The organism is Micromonospora sp. NPDC047467 (assembly GCF_040643095.1).
Taxonomy (GTDB): domain Bacteria; phylum Actinomycetota; class Actinomycetes; order Mycobacteriales; family Micromonosporaceae; genus Micromonospora.
Genome location: NZ_JBEYTO010000002.1, coordinates 477643 through 496827 on the forward strand (window position 1 = coordinate 477643; position 19185 = coordinate 496827).

Here is a 19185-nt window from a genome sequence, read left to right on the forward strand (position 1 = left end):
GATGTCTTGCCGCCTACGGCGCGTCCGAGCCTGTTCAGGCGACACTGCCGTGGCCATCCTCGCACCTGCGCCGGCCCGCCTCGACGTCAGTCCCACCCCGGAGAGTGAGGCGTCCGCCACAGGCGCGTCGATGACCTGGAGCTTCTGGCGGGAAGTGACCCGGGAATGCCCGAGGGCCCGTGCCGCTGGTGCGGCGCGGGCCCCCGGGTGCGGCCTTCCTCAGACGCCGTGCGGGATGGCGGCCCAGCCCTCGACGTCGGACGGCTTGCGGGTCTCCGGGCCGACGTAACGGGCGGACGGGCGGACCAGCCGCTGCAGGCGCTTCTGCTCCAGGATGTGCGCGCTCCAGCCGCCCATCCGGGCGCAGGTGAACATCGACGTGAACATGTGCGCCGGCACCTCGGCGAAGTCCAGCACGACGGCCGACCAGAACTCGACGTTGGTGGCGAGCACCCGATCCGGGCGGCGGGCCTGCAACTCGGCGAGGGCTGCCTTCTCCAACGCCTCGGCGATCTCGAAGCGCGGCGCGCCCAACTCCTTGGCGGTACGCCGCAGCACACGGGCGCGCGGGTCCTCGGCCCGGTAGACCCGGTGGCCGAAGCCCATCAGCCGCTCACCCCGGTCGAGGACGCCCCTGACGTACCCCTCGGCATCGCCGCTGCGCTCGACGGCCTCCAGCATGCTGAGCACCCGGGACGGCGCGCCGCCGTGCAGCGGGCCGGAGAGGGCGCCGATGCCGGAGGAGATGCACGCCGCCGCGTCGGCCCCGGTGGAGGCGACGATCCGGGCGGTGAAGGTGGAGGCGTTCAGGCCGTGCTCGGCGGCCGAGATGAAGTACGCGTCGACGGCCTTGACGTGGCGGGGGTCGGGCTCGCCACGCCAGCGCTTCATGAACCGCTCGACGATGGTCTGCGCCTTGTCGATCTCCTTCTGCGGCACCGCCGGCAGGCCGAGGCCCCGGGCGGACTGGGCGACGAAGGAGAGCGCGGTCACCGAGACCCGGGCGAGGTCCTCACGGGCCTGCTCGTCGGAGATGTCCAGCAGTTGGTTGAGCCCCCAGTACGGGGCCAGCATGGCGACCGCGGACTGCACGTCGACCCGGATGTCACCGGAGTGCACCGGCACCGGGAACGGCTCCGCCGGCGGCAGGCCCGGCCCGAAGCGGCCGTCGACCAGCAGCGCCCACACGTTGCCGAACGAGACCTGGCCGATCAGATCCTCGATGTCGACCCCGCGATAGCGCAGCGCGCCACCCTCACGGTCAGGTTCGGCGATCTCGGTCTCGAAGGCTACGACGCCCTCCAGCCCGGGTTTGAAATCGGCCATGTCGCTCTCCTGGATCTGCTCGGTGCGCCCGATCAGCTCATCCGGCCCGGTCGGCCGAGGCCCTTAGGCGACCCTCAGGGATGTGTTCGGAACATCTTGCCTGCTGAGTAACTGGATACGCGACCCGCTGCGACTGTGCTGCACACGACATCCCCGGACGCGCATTCTCCGCGCCACTCGGTGAGACTGGGCGGTGCGGGCTGGTCAGCGCGGGAGTGCGCCGACAGGGCCACCGAAAAGGAGTAGGACGTGACGGGGGACACACCTGGTCCGTCCGCGATGCGTAACGAGTACGCCGCGGATCTGGGCCTGACCGAGGCTGACCTGGCCGCCGACTGGCACACCCAGTTCGACCGCTGGTTCGCCGACGCGGTGGCCTTCGGGCTACCCGAGGTGAACGCGATGGTGGTCGGCACGGCCGACGCCGACGGCCGGCCCAGCGGCCGGACGGTACTGCTGAAGGGGTACGACCCCGGGGGCTTCGTCTTCTTCACCAACCACCTCTCGCGCAAGGGTGTCGAGGCGTCCGCGAACCCGTACGCCAGCCTGGTCTTTCCGTGGTTCCCCATGCAGCGGCAGGTGGTCGTCGCCGGCCGGATCACCCCGGTCGACCGGTCGGTGACCGAGGCGTACTTCGCCAGCCGGCCGCGCGGCTCCCAACTGGGTGCCTGGGCCAGCCCGCAGTCGCAGGTGGTGCCGGACCGGGCCGCGCTCCAGGAGCGCTACCGGGAGGTGGCCGAGCGGTTCGCCGACGAGGCGGTCATCCCGACCCCGCCGAACTGGGGTGGGCTGCGGGTCCGGCCCGATTCGGTGGAGTTCTGGCAGGGCCGGGCCGGCCGCCTGCACGACCGGTTGCGCTTCCGCCGTACCGACGACGGGCCGCCGGGCGGCGCCCCGGGTGGCGGCGGAAGCTGGATCGTCGAGCGGCTGGCGCCGTGACCGGTGTGCAGGAGGCTCGGCGGCGAGGGGTAGGCCGCTGGACGATCGACGTACGTCCGCTGCGCGTGCCCGCGTACCGGCGGCTCTGGCTCGGCAACACCGTGGCGATGTTCGGCTTCCAGTTCACCGCCGTCGCCGTGCCGGTGGAGATGTACGCCCTGACCAGGGACTCCTTGTGGGTCGGCCTGCTGGGCGTGGCGGCCTTCGTACCGCTGCTGGTCTTCGGGCTCTGGGGCGGCGCCATCGCCGACGCCCGCGACCGCCGCGTGGTGCTGCTCGGCGGGTCGGTGCTGCTCTGGGCGTCCACCCTCGGTCTGTTGGTCCAGGCGCTGCTGGACGTGGGCAGCCCGGTGCTGCTGCTGGCGTTGATGGCGGTGCAGTCGGTGGCGTTCGCGATCAGTTCGCCGGCTCGCAGCGCCATGCTGCCCCGGCTGGTTCCGGAGAACCTGGTGCCGGCCGCCAGCACCCTGAACTACACGACGTTCACCGCCGCCTCGGTGGCCGGACCGCTCGCCGCCGGTCTGATCCTCGCCGCCTCCACGGACACCAGGCTGGTCCTCTCGGTCGCGTACGGCGTGGACGCGGTGCTGTTCACCGCGATGCTCTGGGCCGCGCTGCGCCTGCCCGCGCTGCCGCCCGAGCCCGCCGCCGACGGCGAGCCCCGCCGCGCCGGCCTGGCCAGCGTGGTCGACGGGTTCCGCTACCTGGCCACCACGCCGGTGCTGCTGCTCTCCTTCGGGGTGGACCTGATCGCGATGATCCTGGCCATGCCGAGGGCGCTCTTCCCGGAGATCGCGCACGAACGGTTCGGCGGTGGTGGTGCGGTCGGCCTGCTCTACGCCGCCATCGCGATCGGCTCGATGATCGGCGGTTTGACCTCCGGTTGGATCGGCCGACTCCGCCGGCAGGGGCTCGGGCTGGTGGTCGCGGTGGTCGCGTGGGGCCTGGCGATCGCCGCCGCAGGGTTGGCCCACCAACTCTGGCTGATGGTCGTCCTGCTCGCCGTGGCCGGTGCCGCCGACCTGGTCAGCGCGGTGCTGCGTCAGTCGATGCTGTTGATCTACGCGCCGGACCGGATGCGCGGGCGACTTCAGGGCGTCAACACGGTGGTGGTGGCCGGCGGGCCGCGGCTGGGCGACCTTCGGGCCGGCACCATGGCCGCCGGGTTCGGCGGAGGGGTGGCCTGGGTGGCCGGCGGGCTCGCCTCGGCGGTGCTCGTGGTGGGGCTCGCGGTCGCCTTCCCGGCGCTGCTGCGCTACCGGGCCGCGACGCCGTCGAGCGGTGACCGGCCGTGACCGGTTAGGGTCGCCGGCATGGACAGCCCCGACCAGCGCCCGTTCTCCGGCGCCCAGTGGACCATCGCCGCAGCCGGCCACGAGGCCGTCATCGTCGAGGTGGGCGGCGGGCTGCGGACGTACCGGCATGACGGTGTCGACCTGCTCGACGGGTACGGGACCGACGAGGTCTGTCCCGGCTGCGCCGGGCAGGTGCTGGCGCCCTGGCCGAACCGGATCCGGGACGGCCGCTACCCGTTCGCGGACCGGACGCACCAGCTCCCGCTGACCGAGCCGGAGCGGCACGTGGCCATCCACGGACTGGTCAACTGGGTGCCGTGGCGGCTGTTGGAGCAGACGCCGGACACGGTGACGGTCGGGTACGACCTGCCGCCGCAGCCCGGCTACCCGTGGCCGCTGCGGCTGGTCAGCAGGTGGAGCGTCGACGCGGACGGTCTGCGCGCCGAGCACGAGGTGACCAACATCGGTGCCGAGGTGGCGCCGTTCGGCTTCTCCGTGCACCCGTACCTGCAACTGCCGGGTGTCGCGGTGGACGACCTGGTCATGCGGCTGCCGACGCGTAGCCGGGTGCTGGTGGACGGTCGGCTGCTGCCGGTCGGGGTCACCCCGGTGAGCGGCACCGAGTACGACTGGACCAGCCCGCGCCGGATCGGCGCGGCCGTGCTGGACCTCTGCTTCGGTGAGGTCATCCGCGACGCCGACGGCGGCTCCTCGGTAAGCCTGGCCGCCCCGGACGGCTCGTCCGGGGTGAGCATCTGGGCGGACGCCGAGTTCGGCTGGTGGCAGGTCTTCACCGGCGACGCGCTCACCGGCGAGCGGCACCGGCGTTCGGTGGCGATCGAGCCGATGACCTGCCCGCCGGACGCGTTCCGTTCCGGCAAGGACATGCTCACGCTCAAGCCCGGCACCACCTGGCGGGGCTCCTGGGGCATCCGGCCCGGGGCCTGAGCGGGCCGACGAGGGGGCGCGGGATGGAGTTCGCCGAGGTCGTCCGGCGTCGACGGATGGTGCGCAACTACGACCCGGACCGTCCGGTCCCGCCCGACGTGGTGGACCGGCTGCTCGACCACGCGGTCCGCGCCCCGTCGGCCGGGTTCGCCCAGGGGTGGGGCTTCCTGCTGCTGGAGGAGGCGGCCGACCGGGAGCGGTTCTGGGCCGCCACCACGCCCGAGGGCGGGGGGCGGGAGCGCTGGCTGGCGGGGATGCGTCGGGCACCGCTGATCGTCGTGCCGCACGCCAACGAATCGGCCTACCTGCGGCGGTACGCGGAGCCGGACAAGGGCTGGACGGACCGTTCCACCGAGCGCTGGCCGGTGCCCTACTGGTACGTGGACACCGGCTTCGCCTCGCTGCTGATGCTGCTCACCGCCGTGGACGAGGGTCTGGGGGCGTGTTTCTTCGGCATTCCGCCGCAGCGGCTGGCCGCGTACCGGGACGCGTTCGGTGTGCCGACGGAGTACCACCCCATCGGCGCGATCACCATCGGTTACCGGGCGCCCGACCATCGGTCACCGTCCCTGCGCCGAGGGCGTCGTGGGCTGGACGAGGTGGTACGACGCGGGCGGTGGAGCTGAGGTGTTCATCCTGTTCGTCCGGGTGCGGAACGGACGAGGGGTAGCGAAACTGACATCAGGCAGCAGAACGCGACGTGCGCTGGGCCGCTAGGCTGGCACGGTCATCGGTGCTGCGCCATGCGGTGCCCGCTGCGGCCCGGCCGGCTCGGCGCCGTCGGTCGGTCCGGCCACAGGGGAGGGGAGCGTGCCGTCGTGATCTTCAGAGCGGTCCGGGACGGGCGTCCCTATCCGGAGCACAACCTGACGCTCAAGCAGTGGGCGGAGATCCCGCCCCGTCCGCTGCGCCTGGATCAGTTGATCACCACCAAGCGTGAGCTCGCGCTCGACAAGCTCCTCGCCGAGGATTCCACCTTCTACGGTGACCTCTTTCCGCACGTGGTGCAGTGGAACGGCGGGCTCTACCTGGAGGACGGTCTGCACCGCGCCCTGCGCGCGGCCCTGCAGCAGCGCAACCAGATCCACGCCCGGGTGCTGGTGCTCTCCGGGTCGATCGAGTGACGCGAGCACTCCTGAAGCTTCGTTAAGGTGACGGCATGACTGCCCTCGACCTGCTCGACCTGGACCCGTCGCTCAGCGAGGAGGAGCGGCAGATCCGCGACGTCGTCCGCCAACTCGTCGACGACCAGGTCCGCCCGTACGTCGCCGACTGGTACGACCAGGGCCGCGTACCGGCCCGGGAGTTGGCCCGGGAGTTCGGCAAGCTCGGGCTGCTCGGCATGCACCTGACCGGGTACGGCTGCGCCGGCGCCTCCGCCGTCGCGTACGGGCTGGCCTGCCAGGAGCTGGAGGCCGGCGACTCCGGCGTCCGCTCGCTGGTCTCGGTGCAGGGCTCGCTGGCCATGTACGCCATCTGGCGCTACGGCAGCGAGGAGCAGAAGCAGCGCTGGCTGCCGTCGATGGCGACCGGCGAGGCGATCGGCTGTTTCGGGCTGACCGAGCCGGACCACGGCTCCGACCCGGCGTCGATGACCACCCGCGCACGCCGCCACGGCGACGACTGGGTGCTCACCGGCGGCAAGATGTGGATCACCAACGCGCCGATCGCCGACGTCGGGGTGATCTGGGCGCGCACCGACTCCGGCGTGCGGGGTTTCGCCGTACCCATGGACACGCCCGGTGTCACGGCCCGCGAGATCCGTCGCAAGATGTCGCTGCGCGCCTCGGTGACCGGCGAGATCGTGCTCGACGACGTCCGGCTCCCGGCGGACGCCCAACTGCCCGAGGCGATCGGGCTCAAGGCTCCGCTGAGCTGCCTCACCGAAGCCCGCTACGGCATCGTCTGGGGCTCGGTCGGCGCCGCCCGGGACTGCCTGGAGACCGCCCTGACGTACGCCACCACCCGCACCCAGTTCGGCCGCCCGCTGGCCGGGTTCCAGCTCACCCAGGCCAAGCTCGCCGACATGGCCGTCGAGCTGGTCAAGGGCCAACTGCTCGCCCTGCACCTCGGCCGGCTCGCCGACGCCGACCGGTTGCGCCCCGAGCAGGTCAGCGTGGGCAAACTGAACAACGTGCGGGAGGCCCTGGCCATCGCCCGGCAGTGTCGCACCATCCTCGGTGCCAACGGCGTCTCCGGTGAGTACCCGGTCATGCGGCACGCGAACAACCTGGAGAGCGTGCTGACGTACGAGGGCACCTCGGAGATCCACCAGTTGGTCATCGGGCAGCGGCTCACCGGGCTCTCTGCCTTCGCCTGACCTGCCCTTTTGCTCTTTCCGGCCGCTCGCCGCGCGACTGTCGTACGGGGGCCGTACCGTCATTGACAGACGACGTGTCTGACGAGGACGGTGAGTGTGATGGCTCGCGACGCTGGCATCAACGAGCCCACGAGGGAGTTCCCCGGTTACCCGACCGGCGACGATCTCAAGGAGCGCTCGACCGCGGCACCTGACCCGACCGCGGACACACCCGACGGCCCGACGACCGGTGGCACGGGTGGGGCAGGTGGGGCGGCTCGTGGCCTGCTCCTGCTGCTCGGCGCTGCCGCGCTGGCCGTGGTGGTGCTGCTCGGCGTGCAGGCGACCGGCTTCCTGCCGGATTTCCGCAACCCGTTCGCCAAGGAGCAGACCGACCGCAGCCAGCCGCCGCTGCTGAAGTCGATTCAGGACCTCAGCCGCTACGTGGCCGCGGAGGGCAACTTCCAGGTCGTGGTCGACACCCAGAACGACCGGCGCAACGTTCCCGACTTCCTGCTCAACGAACGCACCCTCTTCGTCGGGGCCGGCAGCGTGGAGGCGTACGTCGACTTCGCCAAGATCGGTGAGGGTGCGGTCGTCGAGTCCGCCGACGGCACCTCGGTCGAGATCAAACTGCCCGCTCCGCAACTCGGTGAGACCAATCTCGACCTGGAGAAGAGCTACGTCTTCGCCGAGCAGCGCGGTCTGCTCAACCGGCTCGGTGACCTGGTCGGCAACGACCCCAACCGGCAGCAGCAGGTCTACCAACTGGCCGAGGAACGCATCACCGCCGCCGCCCGGGACAGCGGGCTCTCCGCCCGCGCGGAAGAGAACACCCGCAAGATGCTGGAGGGGCTGCTGCGCTCGCTGGGCTACCAGCAGGTCACGGTCACCTACACCGCACCCTGACCCCGCCCCGCCTCCCCACGCGAGCGCCCGCCCTGACGGTCACGTCGGAGCGGGCGCTTCGTGCTGAACACCCCCCGCGCCGTCACCCAAGATCTGCGCAACTTCAGGGATGTTGGTGCTTCCGCCGGTCGCGAGGCAGCAACATCCCTGAAGTTGGCGGCCCGGGGGCGGGGCGTTCTCGGATGGGCGGGAGGCTGTGCAGCGCTTGCCGTGTGAGTCAGTGGCCGGTGGAGGCGAGGTAGCGGTCCTCGTTCGGCATGAGGACCCAGAGGATCAGGTAGACGATCACCTGGGTGCCGGGCAGCAGCAGCGACAGCAGGAACAGCAGCCGCACCATCCCGGCGGACATACCGAACCGCTGACCGAGGCCGGCGCAGACACCGGCGATCATGCGCCCCTGGCGGGGCCGAACCAGTTTGCGACTCATGTCGTACTCCCACTCTGCGGCAGCGCGCCGCGTCTGCAATCCACGGTACGAAGGGGTCACCGTCCCGCCCTCGGTCTGGGGGATGATCGGCAGCCCGTGGACCCGTAGGTACATACCCGTGCGGCCCCACTCCAACGCCCCGCGCCCCGCGCCCCGCGCCCCGCGCCCCGCGCCCCGCGCCCCGCGCCCCGCGCAAGATCGTGCTCGATCCTGGATGTAGTGGGGTCCCAAGCGGCACGAGGCCACTGCATTCAGGATCGTGCGTGATCTTGACGTGTGCATCCCCGCATCCGGCACTCGCGCGCTCGCACCCGGGCTGCCCGGCGGCCCGGGAGCGGCTGGAGCGGCCCGGGAGGGGCGTCCGGGAGGGGGCGAGGGGCGCGAGGGGCGCGAGGGGCGTCCGGGGGAGGCCCCGGAGGCTCCCGGAGGCTCCGGGGAGGTGGCGGTGAGACGGCGGGCGGGTTGCGGGTGGCTGGCGCCGTTGCCGTCGTCGGTCGGGGGATGGCTGGGCGGGTAGGCTCGCTGGTTGGGCACCCATTACCCCGGGTGTCCGAGCGGCCGTCCGACCGGGCGGCCACGAGCGGGGCCGCCTACCGGTGACCACGAGCGGGCCAGATCCCGTACGACGGGACGGCGAGGAAGCGCAGCCATGATCAGTGTTTTCGACCTCTTCAGCGTCGGCATCGGGCCGTCCAGTTCGCACACGGTGGGGCCGATGCGGGCCGCCCGTACGTTCGTGGCGGGGCTCAAGGCCGACGGGCTGCTCACCGACACGGCGCGGGTGCAGGCCGAGCTGTTCGGTTCGCTGGGCGCTACCGGGCATGGGCACGGCAGCGGTCCGGCGGTGCTGCTGGGGCTCTCCGGCGAGGCACCGGAGACGGTCGACACGGACACCGTCGGCCCACGGGTGGAACGGATCAAGGCCGAGCGGCGGATCAGCCTGCTGGGGGCGCACGAGATCGACTTCGACCCGGATCGGGATCTGACGCTGCATCGTCGCCGGTCGTTGCCGTACCACCCGAACGGGATGACCTTCGCGGCGTACGACAGGGCTGGCACTCAACTGCGTGCTCGCACCTACTACTCCGTCGGCGGCGGTTTCGTGGTGGACGAGGCGGCGGCCGGCGCGGACCGGATCAAGCCGGACAGCACTGCGGTGCGGTACCCGTTCCTGACCGGGGCGCAGCTCCTCGACGTCACGACCGCCACCGGCCTGTCGATCAGCGAGGTGATGCTGGCCAACGAGCGCTCCTGGCGCAGCGAGGCGGAGATCCGGGCCGGCCTGCTGGACATCTGGCGGGTGATGCGGGAGTGCGTGCGGCAAGGCTGCGAGCGGGACGGCGTACTCCCTGGTGGTTTGAAGGTTCGGCGGCGCGCGGCGGAGCTGCGGCGCAGCCTGGAGGCGGACACCGGGAGCACCGACCCGCTGCGCGTGATGGACTGGGTGACGCTGTTCGCGCTGGCGGTGAACGAGGAGAACGCGGCCGGCGGTCGGGTGGTCACCGCGCCGACCAACGGCGCGGCGGGGATCATCCCGGCGGTGCTGCACTACTACAGCCGCTTTATCGAGGACGCCGACGAGGATGGAGTGGTGCGGTTCCTGCTGGCGGCCGGGGCGATCGGCGTGCTGTTCAAGGAGAACGCCTCGATCTCCGGCGCGGAGGTCGGCTGCCAGGGTGAGGTCGGCTCGGCCTGCTCGATGGCCGCCGCCGGGTTGGCCGAGGCGCTCGGCGGCACCCCCGAGCAGGTGGAGAACGCCGCCGAGATCGGGATGGAGCACAACCTCGGGTTGACGTGTGACCCGGTGGGTGGCCTGGTGCAGATCCCCTGCATCGAGCGGAACGCGGTGGCTAGCATCAAGGCGATCACGGCCGCCCGGCTCGCGCTGCGCGGTGACGGGGTGCACGCGGTGTCGCTGGACAAGGTCATCAAGACCATGCGGGAGACCGGCGCCGACATGAAGGTCAAGTACAAGGAGACGGCGCGCGGCGGTCTGGCCGTCAACGTGATCGAGTGCTGAGTCGGCCGATTCGGGGCATTCGTTCACCGACTGCTAACCTGTCGTCCGTTTCAGGAGGCGGGAGGCTGCGGTGACCGCTGGCGTCGCGGCGTTGTGGTCGCACCGCAACTCGCTGCGCATCCTGGTCAGGCGGGATCTGGCGGTCAAGTACCAGCAGTCGGTGCTGGGCTACTTCTGGTCGTTGATCGAGCCGCTCGGCATGGGCGCCATCTACTGGTTCGTCTTTGGCGTGCTCTACTCCCGGGACACCGGGCGGCACCTCGGTGAGGCGGCCGGGTCGTACCCGCTGTTCCTGATCACCGGGATCTTCGCCTGGATGTGGACCAGTTCGGCGCTGAGCGAGGCGACGAACGCGCTAACCGGCCAGTCCCGGCTGATCACCACGATGAACGTGCCGCGGCAGGTCTTTCCGATCGGCCGGGTCACCGGCCGGTTCGCCGAGTACGCGGCCGGCCTGCCGATCCTCGTCGCCATCGCGGTGATCTACGCGGTGCACGGTCGGATCCACCCCGGCTGGTCGCTGCTCGCGCTGCCGCTCGCGGTGGCCGTCCAGGCGGTCCTGCTGATCGGGCTGGCCCTGCTGCTGTCGGCGTGGAACGTGCTGATGCGCGACGTGGAACGGTTCATGCGGCTGATCATCCGGCTGCTCTTCTACGCCACGCCGATCATCTATCCGCTCAGCCTGGTCCGGGATTCCAGCCTGCCCGGTTGGCTGAAGGTGGTGTACGAGCTGAACCCGCTGGTCGGGATCTTCCAGCTGCACCACGCGATCTGGTACCCGGACGAGTTCCCGGACGCCCGACTGCTCGTCACCACCGTCGCCGGCAGCCTGCTGGTGCTGGTCGCCGGCTGGTGGTCGTTCCGCCGGCTGGAACCCGCCGTGCTCAAGGAACTCTGAGATGGCCGCGCCGATCATCGAGGCCGATCACCTGGGCATCCGGTTCGTCCGCAACCGTCGTCGGCAGTTGCGGCTGCGGGAGTTGTTCATCCACCGGGGCGGACGCGGTGCCCTGCCCGGCCAGTTCTGGCCGCTGCGCGACGTGTCGTTCGCCGTCGAGCCGGGCGAGACCGTCGGGGTGATCGGCCGCAACGGCACCGGCAAGAGCACCCTGCTGCGGCTGATCGCCGGGGTGCTCATTCCGGACGAGGGCAGCATCCGGGTGCACGGTGCGGTGGCGCCGCTGCTGGAGTTGTCCGCCGGATTCTCCAACGACCTGACCGGGCGGGAGAACCTGCACCTGGTCGGTGGGCTGCACGGGCTGTCGGCGAGCTACCTGAAGCGGCACTTCGACGAGATCGTCGAGTTCGCCGGTGAGCAGGTGGAACGGGCCATCGACACGTCGGTGCGGCACTACTCGTCGGGAATGAAGGTGCGGCTCGGCTTCGCGATCATCTCGCACCTGCCGCACCCGATCCTGCTGATGGACGAGGTGACCGCGGTCGGAGACGCGGAGTTCCGCAAGAAGTGTTACGCGACGATTGATCGTCTGCTCGGGGAGGGGCGCACGCTCGTGTTGGTGTCACACAACGAAAAGGACCTGACCCGGTTCTGCCGTCGGGGGTTGTACCTCGACGCGGGCCGGTTGACGCTCGACGGCACCATCGCCGAGGCGCTCGACGCGTACCACGCCGCGGTCCCGCGGTGACGCTCGCGATCGTGCTCGCCGCCGGGACACCCGCGGCGGGCCTGACCACCGCGACCGGCGAGCCGCTGGCCGACCGTCTCGCCGCCCAGTTGCGCCGGGCCGGGGCGGACGAGGTGCGCTTCGCCGCCAACCTCGACGAGTTGGCCGCGCTGGCCGACGCCGCCACCGGCCCGCTGCTGGTCACCGGCACTGACCTGGTGGCGCACACCGCCGTCCTGCGGCACCTGGCCACCAGCCCGGTCGGGCCCACGGTGGCGTTGGTGCTGAGCGACCCGCCGGTGCCCGGCCGGACGGCCGTGCGCGAGGAGCGCGGACAGGTCGTCGACGCCGGCGCGGTGGGCGATCTCGACGGCGACGCCACCGGCGTGTTCGGCGGAGCGCTGCGGGTCGGCGTGGACGACCTGCCGACCCTGGCCGCCGCTGCCCGGGCCGCTACGGCGGGCCTGCTGCCCGTCGCCACCCCGCTCGGCCCGGCCGGCGACGTGTCGCCGCTGCCGGTGGCCGGGGGAGCCGGCCACAACAGCCCCGGGTCCGCCGTGGACCGGCTCTTCGCGGGTCTCGCGGGGCTCGGCACCCTGATTTTCGCCCAGCGGGTACGCCTGCTCGTCGCGCACCGGGTCGAGGACGCCGCCGGGTTGGCAGCCGCGGAGGCGGCGGTGACGGCGGTCGACGAGGACCGCGCCGAGTTGCGGCTGTCGGTGAAGGAGAAGGACGACTTCTTCTCCACGTACTTCGTCAGCACCTGGTCGCCGTACGTGGTGCGGCTGGCGGCCCGGCTGCGGCTCACCCCGACCGGGGTGACCGTGATCTCGGTGCTGTTCGCGCTGGCCGCCGCCGTGCTGTTCGGCGTCGGCGGGCGACCCGCGCTGGTGGGCGGCGCGGTGCTGCTCTACCTCGGGTTCGTGCTGGACTGCGTGGACGGCCAGTTGGCCCGCTACACCCGGCATTTCAGCGCCTGGGGTGGCTGGCTGGACACGATGGCCGACCGGGCGAAGGAGTACCTGGTCTACGCCGGTCTCGGCTTCGGCGTGAGCCACGCCGGGTTGGGCAACGGCTGGGCGTTGGCGATCGCCGCGATGACGTTGCAGACCGTCCGGCACATGACCGACACCTGGTACGGGGTGCTGCACGACGAGGCGGCACGCCGGCCCCGGTCGGCGACGGGTGCCAGCGGCGGGATCGGCGACCGGCTGAACGCCGCGTCGACCCGGGTGCAGGCCGACACGGGTTCGCTGTCGTACTGGCTGAAGCGGACCGTGGTGTTCCCGATCGGCGAGCGGTGGGCGCTGATCGCGGTGACCGTGGCGCTGTTCAACCCGCTGGTCAGCCTGATCGCGGTGCTGGTGTGGGGCGCGCTGGCGTTCGCGTACACGGGGGCGCTGCGGACGTTGCGGGCCCGCTGGATGTGGGTGCCGGTGCTGGACACGGTCGATGCCACGCTGCACCGTGACGACGGGCCGCTGGCGCGCCGGCTGCCGGTGGTCCGCCCGATGGGGCCGCTCACCCTGGCGGTGGTCGCCGCGCTCGGCCCGGTGGTGCTGCTGGTCGCCGCGCTGCTGGGCGACTCGCCGGAGGACCTGCGCTGGGCGGTGCCGGTGGCGTTGCTGGTGCTGCTTGCCGGTGGCCTCGGCGCCGGGGCGGCGCACAACGGCCCGCTGGACTGGCTGGTGCCGGCGGCGCTGCGGGCCGCCGAGTACCTGTTCGCCATCGCGGTCGGGGTGGTCGGCGGTGCGCCGGGGTGGTTGATCTTCGGGTACGTCTTCGTGCTGACCGTGCACCACTACGACCTGACGGCCCGGCTGGAGAAGCGGCAGGCGGCACCGCCCCTGCATGCGGCCACGCTGGGCTGGGAGGGGCGTTCGGTGCTGCTGGCCCTCGTGGCGATTGCCGGAATCGTCGGTATCGGCATGGCTACACTCGGTGCGTACCTTCTCGTGGTTTTCTTGGCGAGCGCCGTCCTGGCCTGGTTCGTCCGGCCGGCCCGTAGCGCGCGGGCGTCGGCCGCGCCCCTGGGCGCGGGAGGTGTCGCGCCGCGCTGACGGAGGGACGGCCGGATGACCCTGATCAGTTTCGTGGTTCCGGCCTTCCGGGTGCAGGGCTACCTGCGTGAGTGTCTGGACTCGATCCTCGGTCAGCCGGAGACCGACCTCGAGGTGATCGCCGTCGACGACTGCTCGCCGGACGCCAGCGGCGAGATCATCGATGAGTACGCGGCCCGTGACCAGCGGGTTCGATCAGTCCGGTTGCCGGAGAACGTCGGCCTCGGTCCGGCCCGCAACATCGGGCTGGACCGGGCCGTCGGCGAGTACGTGTGGTTCATCGACGGTGACGACTGGCTGGCGCCCGACTGCCTGCCGGAGGTCGCCGAGCGACTGCGGGCGACCCGACCGGACGTGCTGCTGGTCGATCACGTCCGGACGCACTGGAACGACACCGCCACCCGCAGCGCGATGGCCGAGGTGTTCCCGGAGTCACCCGGGCCGGCCACCTTCCGGCTGCGGGACCGGCCGGAGGCGATGCGGCTGCTGCACACCGCCTGGAACCGGCTGGTCCGGCGGGAGTTCCTGGTCGATTTGGGGCTGCGCTTCTCGGCCGGCTGGTACGAGGACGTCTCGTTCAGCTATCCGGTGCTGATGGCGGCGCGGCGGATCGGCGTACTGGATCGGGTCTGTGTCAACTACCGGCAGCGCCGGGCGGGCGCGATCACCAAGACCCGGGGGGATCGGCACTTCGAGGTGTTCCCGCAGTGGCACCGGGTCTTCCACCTGATGGACGCCTGGGCGCCGGCGGTGGACGCACTGCGGCCGGCGGTCTTCGAGCGGATGATCTGGCACTACCTGACCGTGCTCGGCAACGGCCAGCGGATCGCCCCGGAGCTGCGCGCCTCCTTCTTCGCGCAGATCACCGCCGACTACGCGCGGTGGTTGCCCGACGGTGGCTACCCCGTGCCGGAGGGGGTGGAGGGGGTCAAGCACCGGTTGGTCGCGACCGGCCGGTGGCGGACGTTCACCGCCTTGCGGACGGCCAGCCGGGCCCGTGACACGGCCCGCCGACAGGTGCGTACCGCCCGCCGCCGGGTCGGGCCGGTCGCCCGGCGCGGTGCCCGACTGACCCGCGACGGCCTGCTGCGCGAGTACTACCGGGCGGAGCTGCGCCGACCGGTTGATCCGACCCTCGCGGTGTACGCGGCCTACTGGTACCGGGGCTACGCCTGCAACCCGGCGGCGATCTACGAGGTCGCCCGCCGGCTGGCCCCCGGTGTGCGCGGGGTGTGGATCGTGCGCCGCGACCGGGTGGACGCCGTACCGGCCGGGGTGGAGTACGTGGTCGCCGGCACCCCGGCCTACTACCGGGTGCTGGCGCGGGCCCGCTGGCTGATCAACAACGTCAACTACCCGGATTTCGTCCGCAAGCGGCCGGAGCAGGTGCACGTGCAGACCCACCACGGCACTCCGGTCAAGGTGATGGGGCTGGACCAGCAGCGCTACCCGATCGGTGCCGGCCGGATGGACTTCGCCGGCCTGCTGCGCCGCGTGGACCGTTGGGACTTCAGCGTCAGCGCCAACAGCTTCTCCACCCAGATGTGGGATCGGGCGTACCCGGCCGCGTACACCACGCTGGAGGTGGGCTATCCGCGCAACGACCGGCTGGTCACCGCCGGCCCGGACGAGGTGCGCCGGCTGCGGGCGGAGTTCGGCTTCGGCCCCGACCAGCAGGTGGTGCTGTACGCCCCGACGCACCGCGAGCACCTGCCCGGCTACCGGCCACCGTTCGACCCGGACCGGTTCGTCGAGGCGCTGGGTGACTCGGGCCGGCTGCTGATGCGCAGTCACTACTTCCACGACCGCGATCGCCGCCCCGGCCGGCCGGTGGACTGGGAGCGGGTGCGCGACGTCAGCGGCTACCAACGGGTCGAGGACCTGTACCTGGTGGCCGACGTGCTGGTCACCGACTATTCCTCGGCGATGTTCGACTACGCGGTGCTGGACCGGCCGATCGTGCTCTACGCACCGGACTGGGAGGCGTACCGCCTGGCCCGGGGTGTCTACTTCGACGTCACGGCCGAGCCACCGGGCGCCGTCGCCACCACCTTCGCGGACTTGCTCGACCTGTTCCGCACCGGCGCGGAGCGCTCGGACGCGGCAATGAGGGCCCGCGAACGTTTCCGGGGCCGTTTCTGCAGGTTGGATGACGGTCGGGCGGCGGAACGGGTGGTGCGTCGCGTGTTCCTGGGCGAGTCGCCCGAGCAGTCGGCGGGGTGCTGATCGCCGACCAACGGTGCCTGGTGTCGCGTAATAGGTGCGTCATCAGCCGAACATGAGACGTTTACCCGATGTGCGGATGGAATGATCCTGGTCACAGTCTTGTGGGGTTCGGCCGACGAGCTGGGGGAGGTGACGGTGAGCACCGTCGCGCTCAAGGATGTCAGCAAGATTTTCAAGGACGGCACGCTGGCCGTCGACAGCGTCAACCTGGACGTGAACGACGGCGAGTTCATGGTGCTGCTCGGTCCATCCGGGTGCGGCAAGTCCACAGTGCTGCGAATGATCGCCGGTCTGGAGGACCCGACCCACGGTGCGGTCCTGCTCGACGGCGAGCTGGCGAACGACCTGCCACCCCGGGACCGCAAGATCGCCATGGTCTTCCAGGACTTCGCGCTCTACCCGCACATGACCGTCGGTGACAACATCGCCTTCCCGTTGCGGCTGGCCGGGGTGGAGCCGACACCGCGGGGTGAGCGGGTCACCGACGTGGCCAGCGCGCTGGGCATCAGCGACGTGTTGGGCCGCAAGCCGGGCCAGCTCTCCGGCGGGCAGCGCCAGCGGGTCGCGATGGGCCGGGCGATCGTCCGCCGACCGGGGTTGTTCCTGATGGACGAGCCGCTGTCCAACCTCGACAGCGGCCTCCGCGCCGAGCTGCGCGCGGAGATCTCGGGCCTGACCCGGGAGTTGGGTGTCACCACCGTCTACGTCACCCACGACCAGGCCGAGGCGTTGACCATGGCCGACCGGGTGGCGATCATGCGCCGTGGTGTGCTCCAGGACGTGGGCACACCCACCCAGGTGTACGGCCGGCCGGCGACGCTCTACGTGGCCGCCTTCCTGGGCAGCCCTCGGATGAACCTGCTGGAGGCGTCGGTCTACGTCCACCTTGACCGGTACGTCACGCTCAACCTCGGTGAGCAGTCGCTCTATCTGCCCTGGAACGACATCCGTAGCCGGGCGGTGGCGCACTACCACGGCGAGCGGATCGTGGTCGGGATGCGGGCCGAGGCGCTCACCCCGGTAGCCCCGGACAGCCCTGGCGACGTGCTGCGCGGCCGGATCCGCTACCTGGAGCACCACGGGCACGAGTCGCTGGCCTTCCTCGACATCGGGGCGACCGCGATCATGGTGGACGAGATGGGCGCGCCGCTGGACACGCCGCCGGTGGGCCAGCGTGGCCTGCGCCGGTTCGGCGCGGTGATGCAGCGGCTCACCGGCAAACCGGTGGAGGCCGAGGAGCCGCCGCCGACCGGCGGCACCCGCACCAGCGTGCTCCCCGACCCGGGCCGGCACCACCGCCGCCCGGCGGAGCTGGCGGTGCGGCTGGCGCCGTACCCGGCGGTCACCGCGGGTCACCCGCTCGCGGTCTCGGTCCGGATGGACGCCCTGCATTTCTTCGACGAGCGCGGTGACCGGATCGACGTGGGTTGGCGGTGACGCCACGCCGGAGCGGGGTGGCGGGGCGGTGGCCCGGTGGCCTACCGTCTGCCCACCCAGTCCACAGTGAAAGTCATCGAGAGGGGTGCACCCGTGTCGGGTGACCGTCCCAGCCCGCTCGTCATCGAGCGCATCCTGCGCGACCGGCAGGGCATCTGGCAGCAGATCGTGGCCGAGCGTGATCTGAACGCGTTGACCGGTCGGATGCTGGCCAGCTCCGCCATCGCGCTCGCCTGCTACGGTGCGGTGCTCGGGGCCTTCCATAGCCCGCTGATGGCGCTGACCTCCGCGCTGAAGCTGCCGCTGCTGTTCCTGGTCACGCTGGCCATCTGCCTGCCCACGCTCTACCTGTTCAACCTGGTGTTCGGCGCTCGGCTGTCGGTGCGCCAGTCGCTGGCGCTGGTGATGGTGGCGATCACGGTCACCTCGATGCTCGCGGTGGCGTTCGCGCCGATCAGCCTCTTCTTCCTGATCACCGCTCCGGACTACGGCTTCTTCAAGCTGCTCAACGTCGCCATCCTGACGCTGTCGGCGTTGGTCGGGCTGCGTTTCCTGACCGGCGGGATGCAGGTCCTCAACGACCACGGTCTGCTGGCACCGGCGGTGGCGACCGCCGAGGCCCCGGCCCAGGTCAACGCCCAGGTTGTGCCGGTCGCCGTGCCCGCCAGCTCGGCGCCGGTCGCCGTGGCCGCCGGTGCGGCCTCGTCCGCCGGTGCGAGTGCCGCGCCGGTCGCGGTGCCGGCCGGAGCGGCGGTGGCGGCCTCGAACGGCGGCACGCCCGACGCGGTGCCGGCCGTCCAGACCCCGCCCCAGGTCCCGGCGCAGGTCCCGGCCCAGTGGGGCGGGCAGCCGGTAGCCGGGTCGTTCCCGCCCGGCTACCCGGTGCCGCAGCGCCCGTGGGGCACCCCGCCGGTACGGCGCGGCGAGCCGACGCAGCGGCCGGCCAGCATGACGCTGCTCTACATCTGGATCCTGCTCTTCGGCTTCGTCGGGACCCAGCTGGCCTGGACACTGCGACCGTTCTTCGGCGACCCGGGTCAGGATTTCGCCTTCTTCCGCAGCATCGACGGCAACTTCTACGCGGAGATCCTGCGCACGATCGCCAACCTGTGACCTCGGCGGCGGCCGGGAAAACCCTGGTTGCCGCCTTGGTTACTGGCGAGTAACGTCGGGCCATGACCATCGACTCACGGCAGGTGGCGGCCGGATTGCTCGAAGCGGTGCCGTTCGCCCGCACACTCGGCATCGAATTCGTCGAGGTGGCACCCGAGGCGGACGGCGGCGTGCGGGTCACCGTGCGGCTCCCCGACACTCCGGCCATCCACAACCACATCGGCGGGCCACACGCCGGGGCGATGTTCACGCTCGGTGAGACGGCCTCCGGCGCGGTCGTGCTGGTCGCCTTCGGACACCTGCTCGACCGGGCCGTGCCCCTCGTCGTCCGGGCCGACATCGCCTACCGCAAGCGTGCATTCGGGCCCGTCCTGGCCACCGCGCGACTCGGGCGACCCGCCCAGGAGGTGGCCGACGAGCTGGAATCTGGTCGGCGACCCGAGTTCCCGGTCGAGGTGGAGATCGGCACCGAGGACGGCAAGCACACCTCGACGCTGACGGTGATCTGGACGCTGCGACCGAACTGACCGAGCGTCGTTCCTCCGCGAAACGGTGGGATCG

17 protein-coding genes are annotated in these 19185 nt (G+C 71.6%); 15 read left to right on the forward strand and 2 right to left on the reverse strand.

The features are described from left to right. Nucleotides 1-219 precede the first annotated feature (219 nt). Nucleotides 220-1326: a citrate synthase 2 gene (locus ABZ780_RS06445; protein WP_357004249.1), complete on the reverse strand. Its 1107-nt coding sequence runs from the start codon at nucleotides 1324-1326 to the stop codon at nucleotides 220-222. A gap of 279 nt (nucleotides 1327-1605) precedes the next feature. On the opposite strand from ABZ780_RS06445, the gene pdxH reads away from it, so the two are divergent. The 7 genes from pdxH to ABZ780_RS06480 all read left to right on the forward strand — a co-directional run bounded on the left by pdxH (nucleotide 1606) and on the right by ABZ780_RS06480 (nucleotide 7716). Beyond that, entirely contained in the window at nucleotides 1606-2265 is a 660-nt protein-coding gene (gene pdxH, locus ABZ780_RS06450) for a pyridoxamine 5'-phosphate oxidase (protein ID WP_357485320.1), read from the forward strand. Continuing rightward, nucleotides 2262-3560 carry an MFS transporter gene (locus ABZ780_RS06455; protein WP_357484742.1) on the forward strand — a complete coding sequence of 433 codons (1299 nt, stop codon included), beginning with the start codon at nucleotides 2262-2264 and terminating at the stop codon, nucleotides 3558-3560. The genes pdxH and ABZ780_RS06455 overlap by 4 nt, the downstream gene beginning before the upstream one ends. An 18-nt stretch (nucleotides 3561-3578) precedes the next feature. Next, a complete protein-coding gene (locus ABZ780_RS06460) occupies nucleotides 3579-4508 on the forward strand; it encodes an aldose 1-epimerase family protein (protein ID WP_357484745.1) in 930 nt (309 codons plus the stop codon). Nucleotides 4509-4531: 23 nt separating this feature from the next. Further along, the gene (locus tag ABZ780_RS06465; RefSeq protein WP_357484747.1) at nucleotides 4532-5134 is read left to right on the forward strand and encodes a nitroreductase family protein; all 603 of its coding nucleotides are present in this window, start codon (nucleotides 4532-4534) and stop codon (nucleotides 5132-5134) included. 192 nt (nucleotides 5135-5326) lie between these two features. After that, nucleotides 5327-5632 (forward strand): type II toxin-antitoxin system VapB family antitoxin, encoded by a 306-nt coding sequence (locus tag ABZ780_RS06470; protein ID WP_357004262.1) that lies wholly within the window; start codon nucleotides 5327-5329, stop codon nucleotides 5630-5632. A 35-nt stretch (nucleotides 5633-5667) separates the two neighbouring features. Then, nucleotides 5668-6828 (forward strand): acyl-CoA dehydrogenase family protein, encoded by a 1161-nt coding sequence (locus ABZ780_RS06475; RefSeq protein ID WP_357484750.1) that lies wholly within the window; start codon nucleotides 5668-5670, stop codon nucleotides 6826-6828. Nucleotides 6829-6927: 99 nt separating this feature from the next. Then, entirely contained in the window at nucleotides 6928-7716 is a 789-nt protein-coding gene (locus tag ABZ780_RS06480) for a DUF4230 domain-containing protein (protein WP_357484753.1), read from the forward strand. A gap of 217 nt (nucleotides 7717-7933) precedes the next feature. Here the strand turns inward: ABZ780_RS06480 and ABZ780_RS06485 are convergent, their stop codons facing one another. Continuing rightward, on the reverse strand, nucleotides 7934-8143 hold the full coding sequence (locus ABZ780_RS06485; RefSeq protein WP_354816434.1) for a PspC domain-containing protein: 210 nt from the start codon (nucleotides 8141-8143) through the stop codon (nucleotides 7934-7936). Nucleotides 8144-8792: 649 nt separating this feature from the next. On the opposite strand from ABZ780_RS06485, the gene ABZ780_RS06490 reads away from it, so the two are divergent. The 8 genes from ABZ780_RS06490 (at nucleotide 8793) to ABZ780_RS06525 (ending at nucleotide 19151) form a co-directional block, all read left to right on the forward strand. Beyond that, nucleotides 8793-10163: an L-serine ammonia-lyase gene (locus ABZ780_RS06490; protein ID WP_357004270.1), complete on the forward strand. Its 1371-nt coding sequence runs from the start codon at nucleotides 8793-8795 to the stop codon at nucleotides 10161-10163. Between the two features lie 70 nt (nucleotides 10164-10233). Further along, complete coding sequence (locus ABZ780_RS06495) at nucleotides 10234-11061, forward strand: ABC transporter permease (RefSeq protein ID WP_357004272.1); 828 nt, start codon at nucleotides 10234-10236, stop codon at nucleotides 11059-11061. Between the two features lies 1 nt (nucleotide 11062). Beyond that, nucleotides 11063-11809, forward strand: a complete 747-nt coding sequence (locus ABZ780_RS06500) for an ABC transporter ATP-binding protein (RefSeq protein WP_357004274.1) — start codon at nucleotides 11063-11065, stop codon at nucleotides 11807-11809. 41 nt (nucleotides 11810-11850) lie between these two features. After that, on the forward strand, nucleotides 11851-13848 hold the full coding sequence (locus ABZ780_RS06505) for a DUF5941 domain-containing protein (RefSeq protein WP_357004857.1): 1998 nt from the start codon (nucleotides 11851-11853) through the stop codon (nucleotides 13846-13848). Between the two features lie 15 nt (nucleotides 13849-13863). After that, on the forward strand, nucleotides 13864-16074 hold the full coding sequence (locus ABZ780_RS06510; RefSeq protein WP_357484756.1) for a bifunctional glycosyltransferase family 2 protein/CDP-glycerol:glycerophosphate glycerophosphotransferase: 2211 nt from the start codon (nucleotides 13864-13866) through the stop codon (nucleotides 16072-16074). A gap of 135 nt (nucleotides 16075-16209) precedes the next feature. Further along, complete coding sequence (locus ABZ780_RS06515; RefSeq protein ID WP_357004280.1) at nucleotides 16210-17511, forward strand: ABC transporter ATP-binding protein; 1302 nt, start codon at nucleotides 16210-16212, stop codon at nucleotides 17509-17511. Between the two features lie 93 nt (nucleotides 17512-17604). Continuing rightward, complete coding sequence (locus ABZ780_RS06520; protein WP_357004283.1) at nucleotides 17605-18624, forward strand: hypothetical protein; 1020 nt, start codon at nucleotides 17605-17607, stop codon at nucleotides 18622-18624. A 62-nt stretch (nucleotides 18625-18686) separates the two neighbouring features. Beyond that, nucleotides 18687-19151 (forward strand): DUF4442 domain-containing protein, encoded by a 465-nt coding sequence (locus ABZ780_RS06525; protein ID WP_357004285.1) that lies wholly within the window; start codon nucleotides 18687-18689, stop codon nucleotides 19149-19151. The last annotated feature ends 34 nt before the right edge of the window (nucleotides 19152-19185 follow it).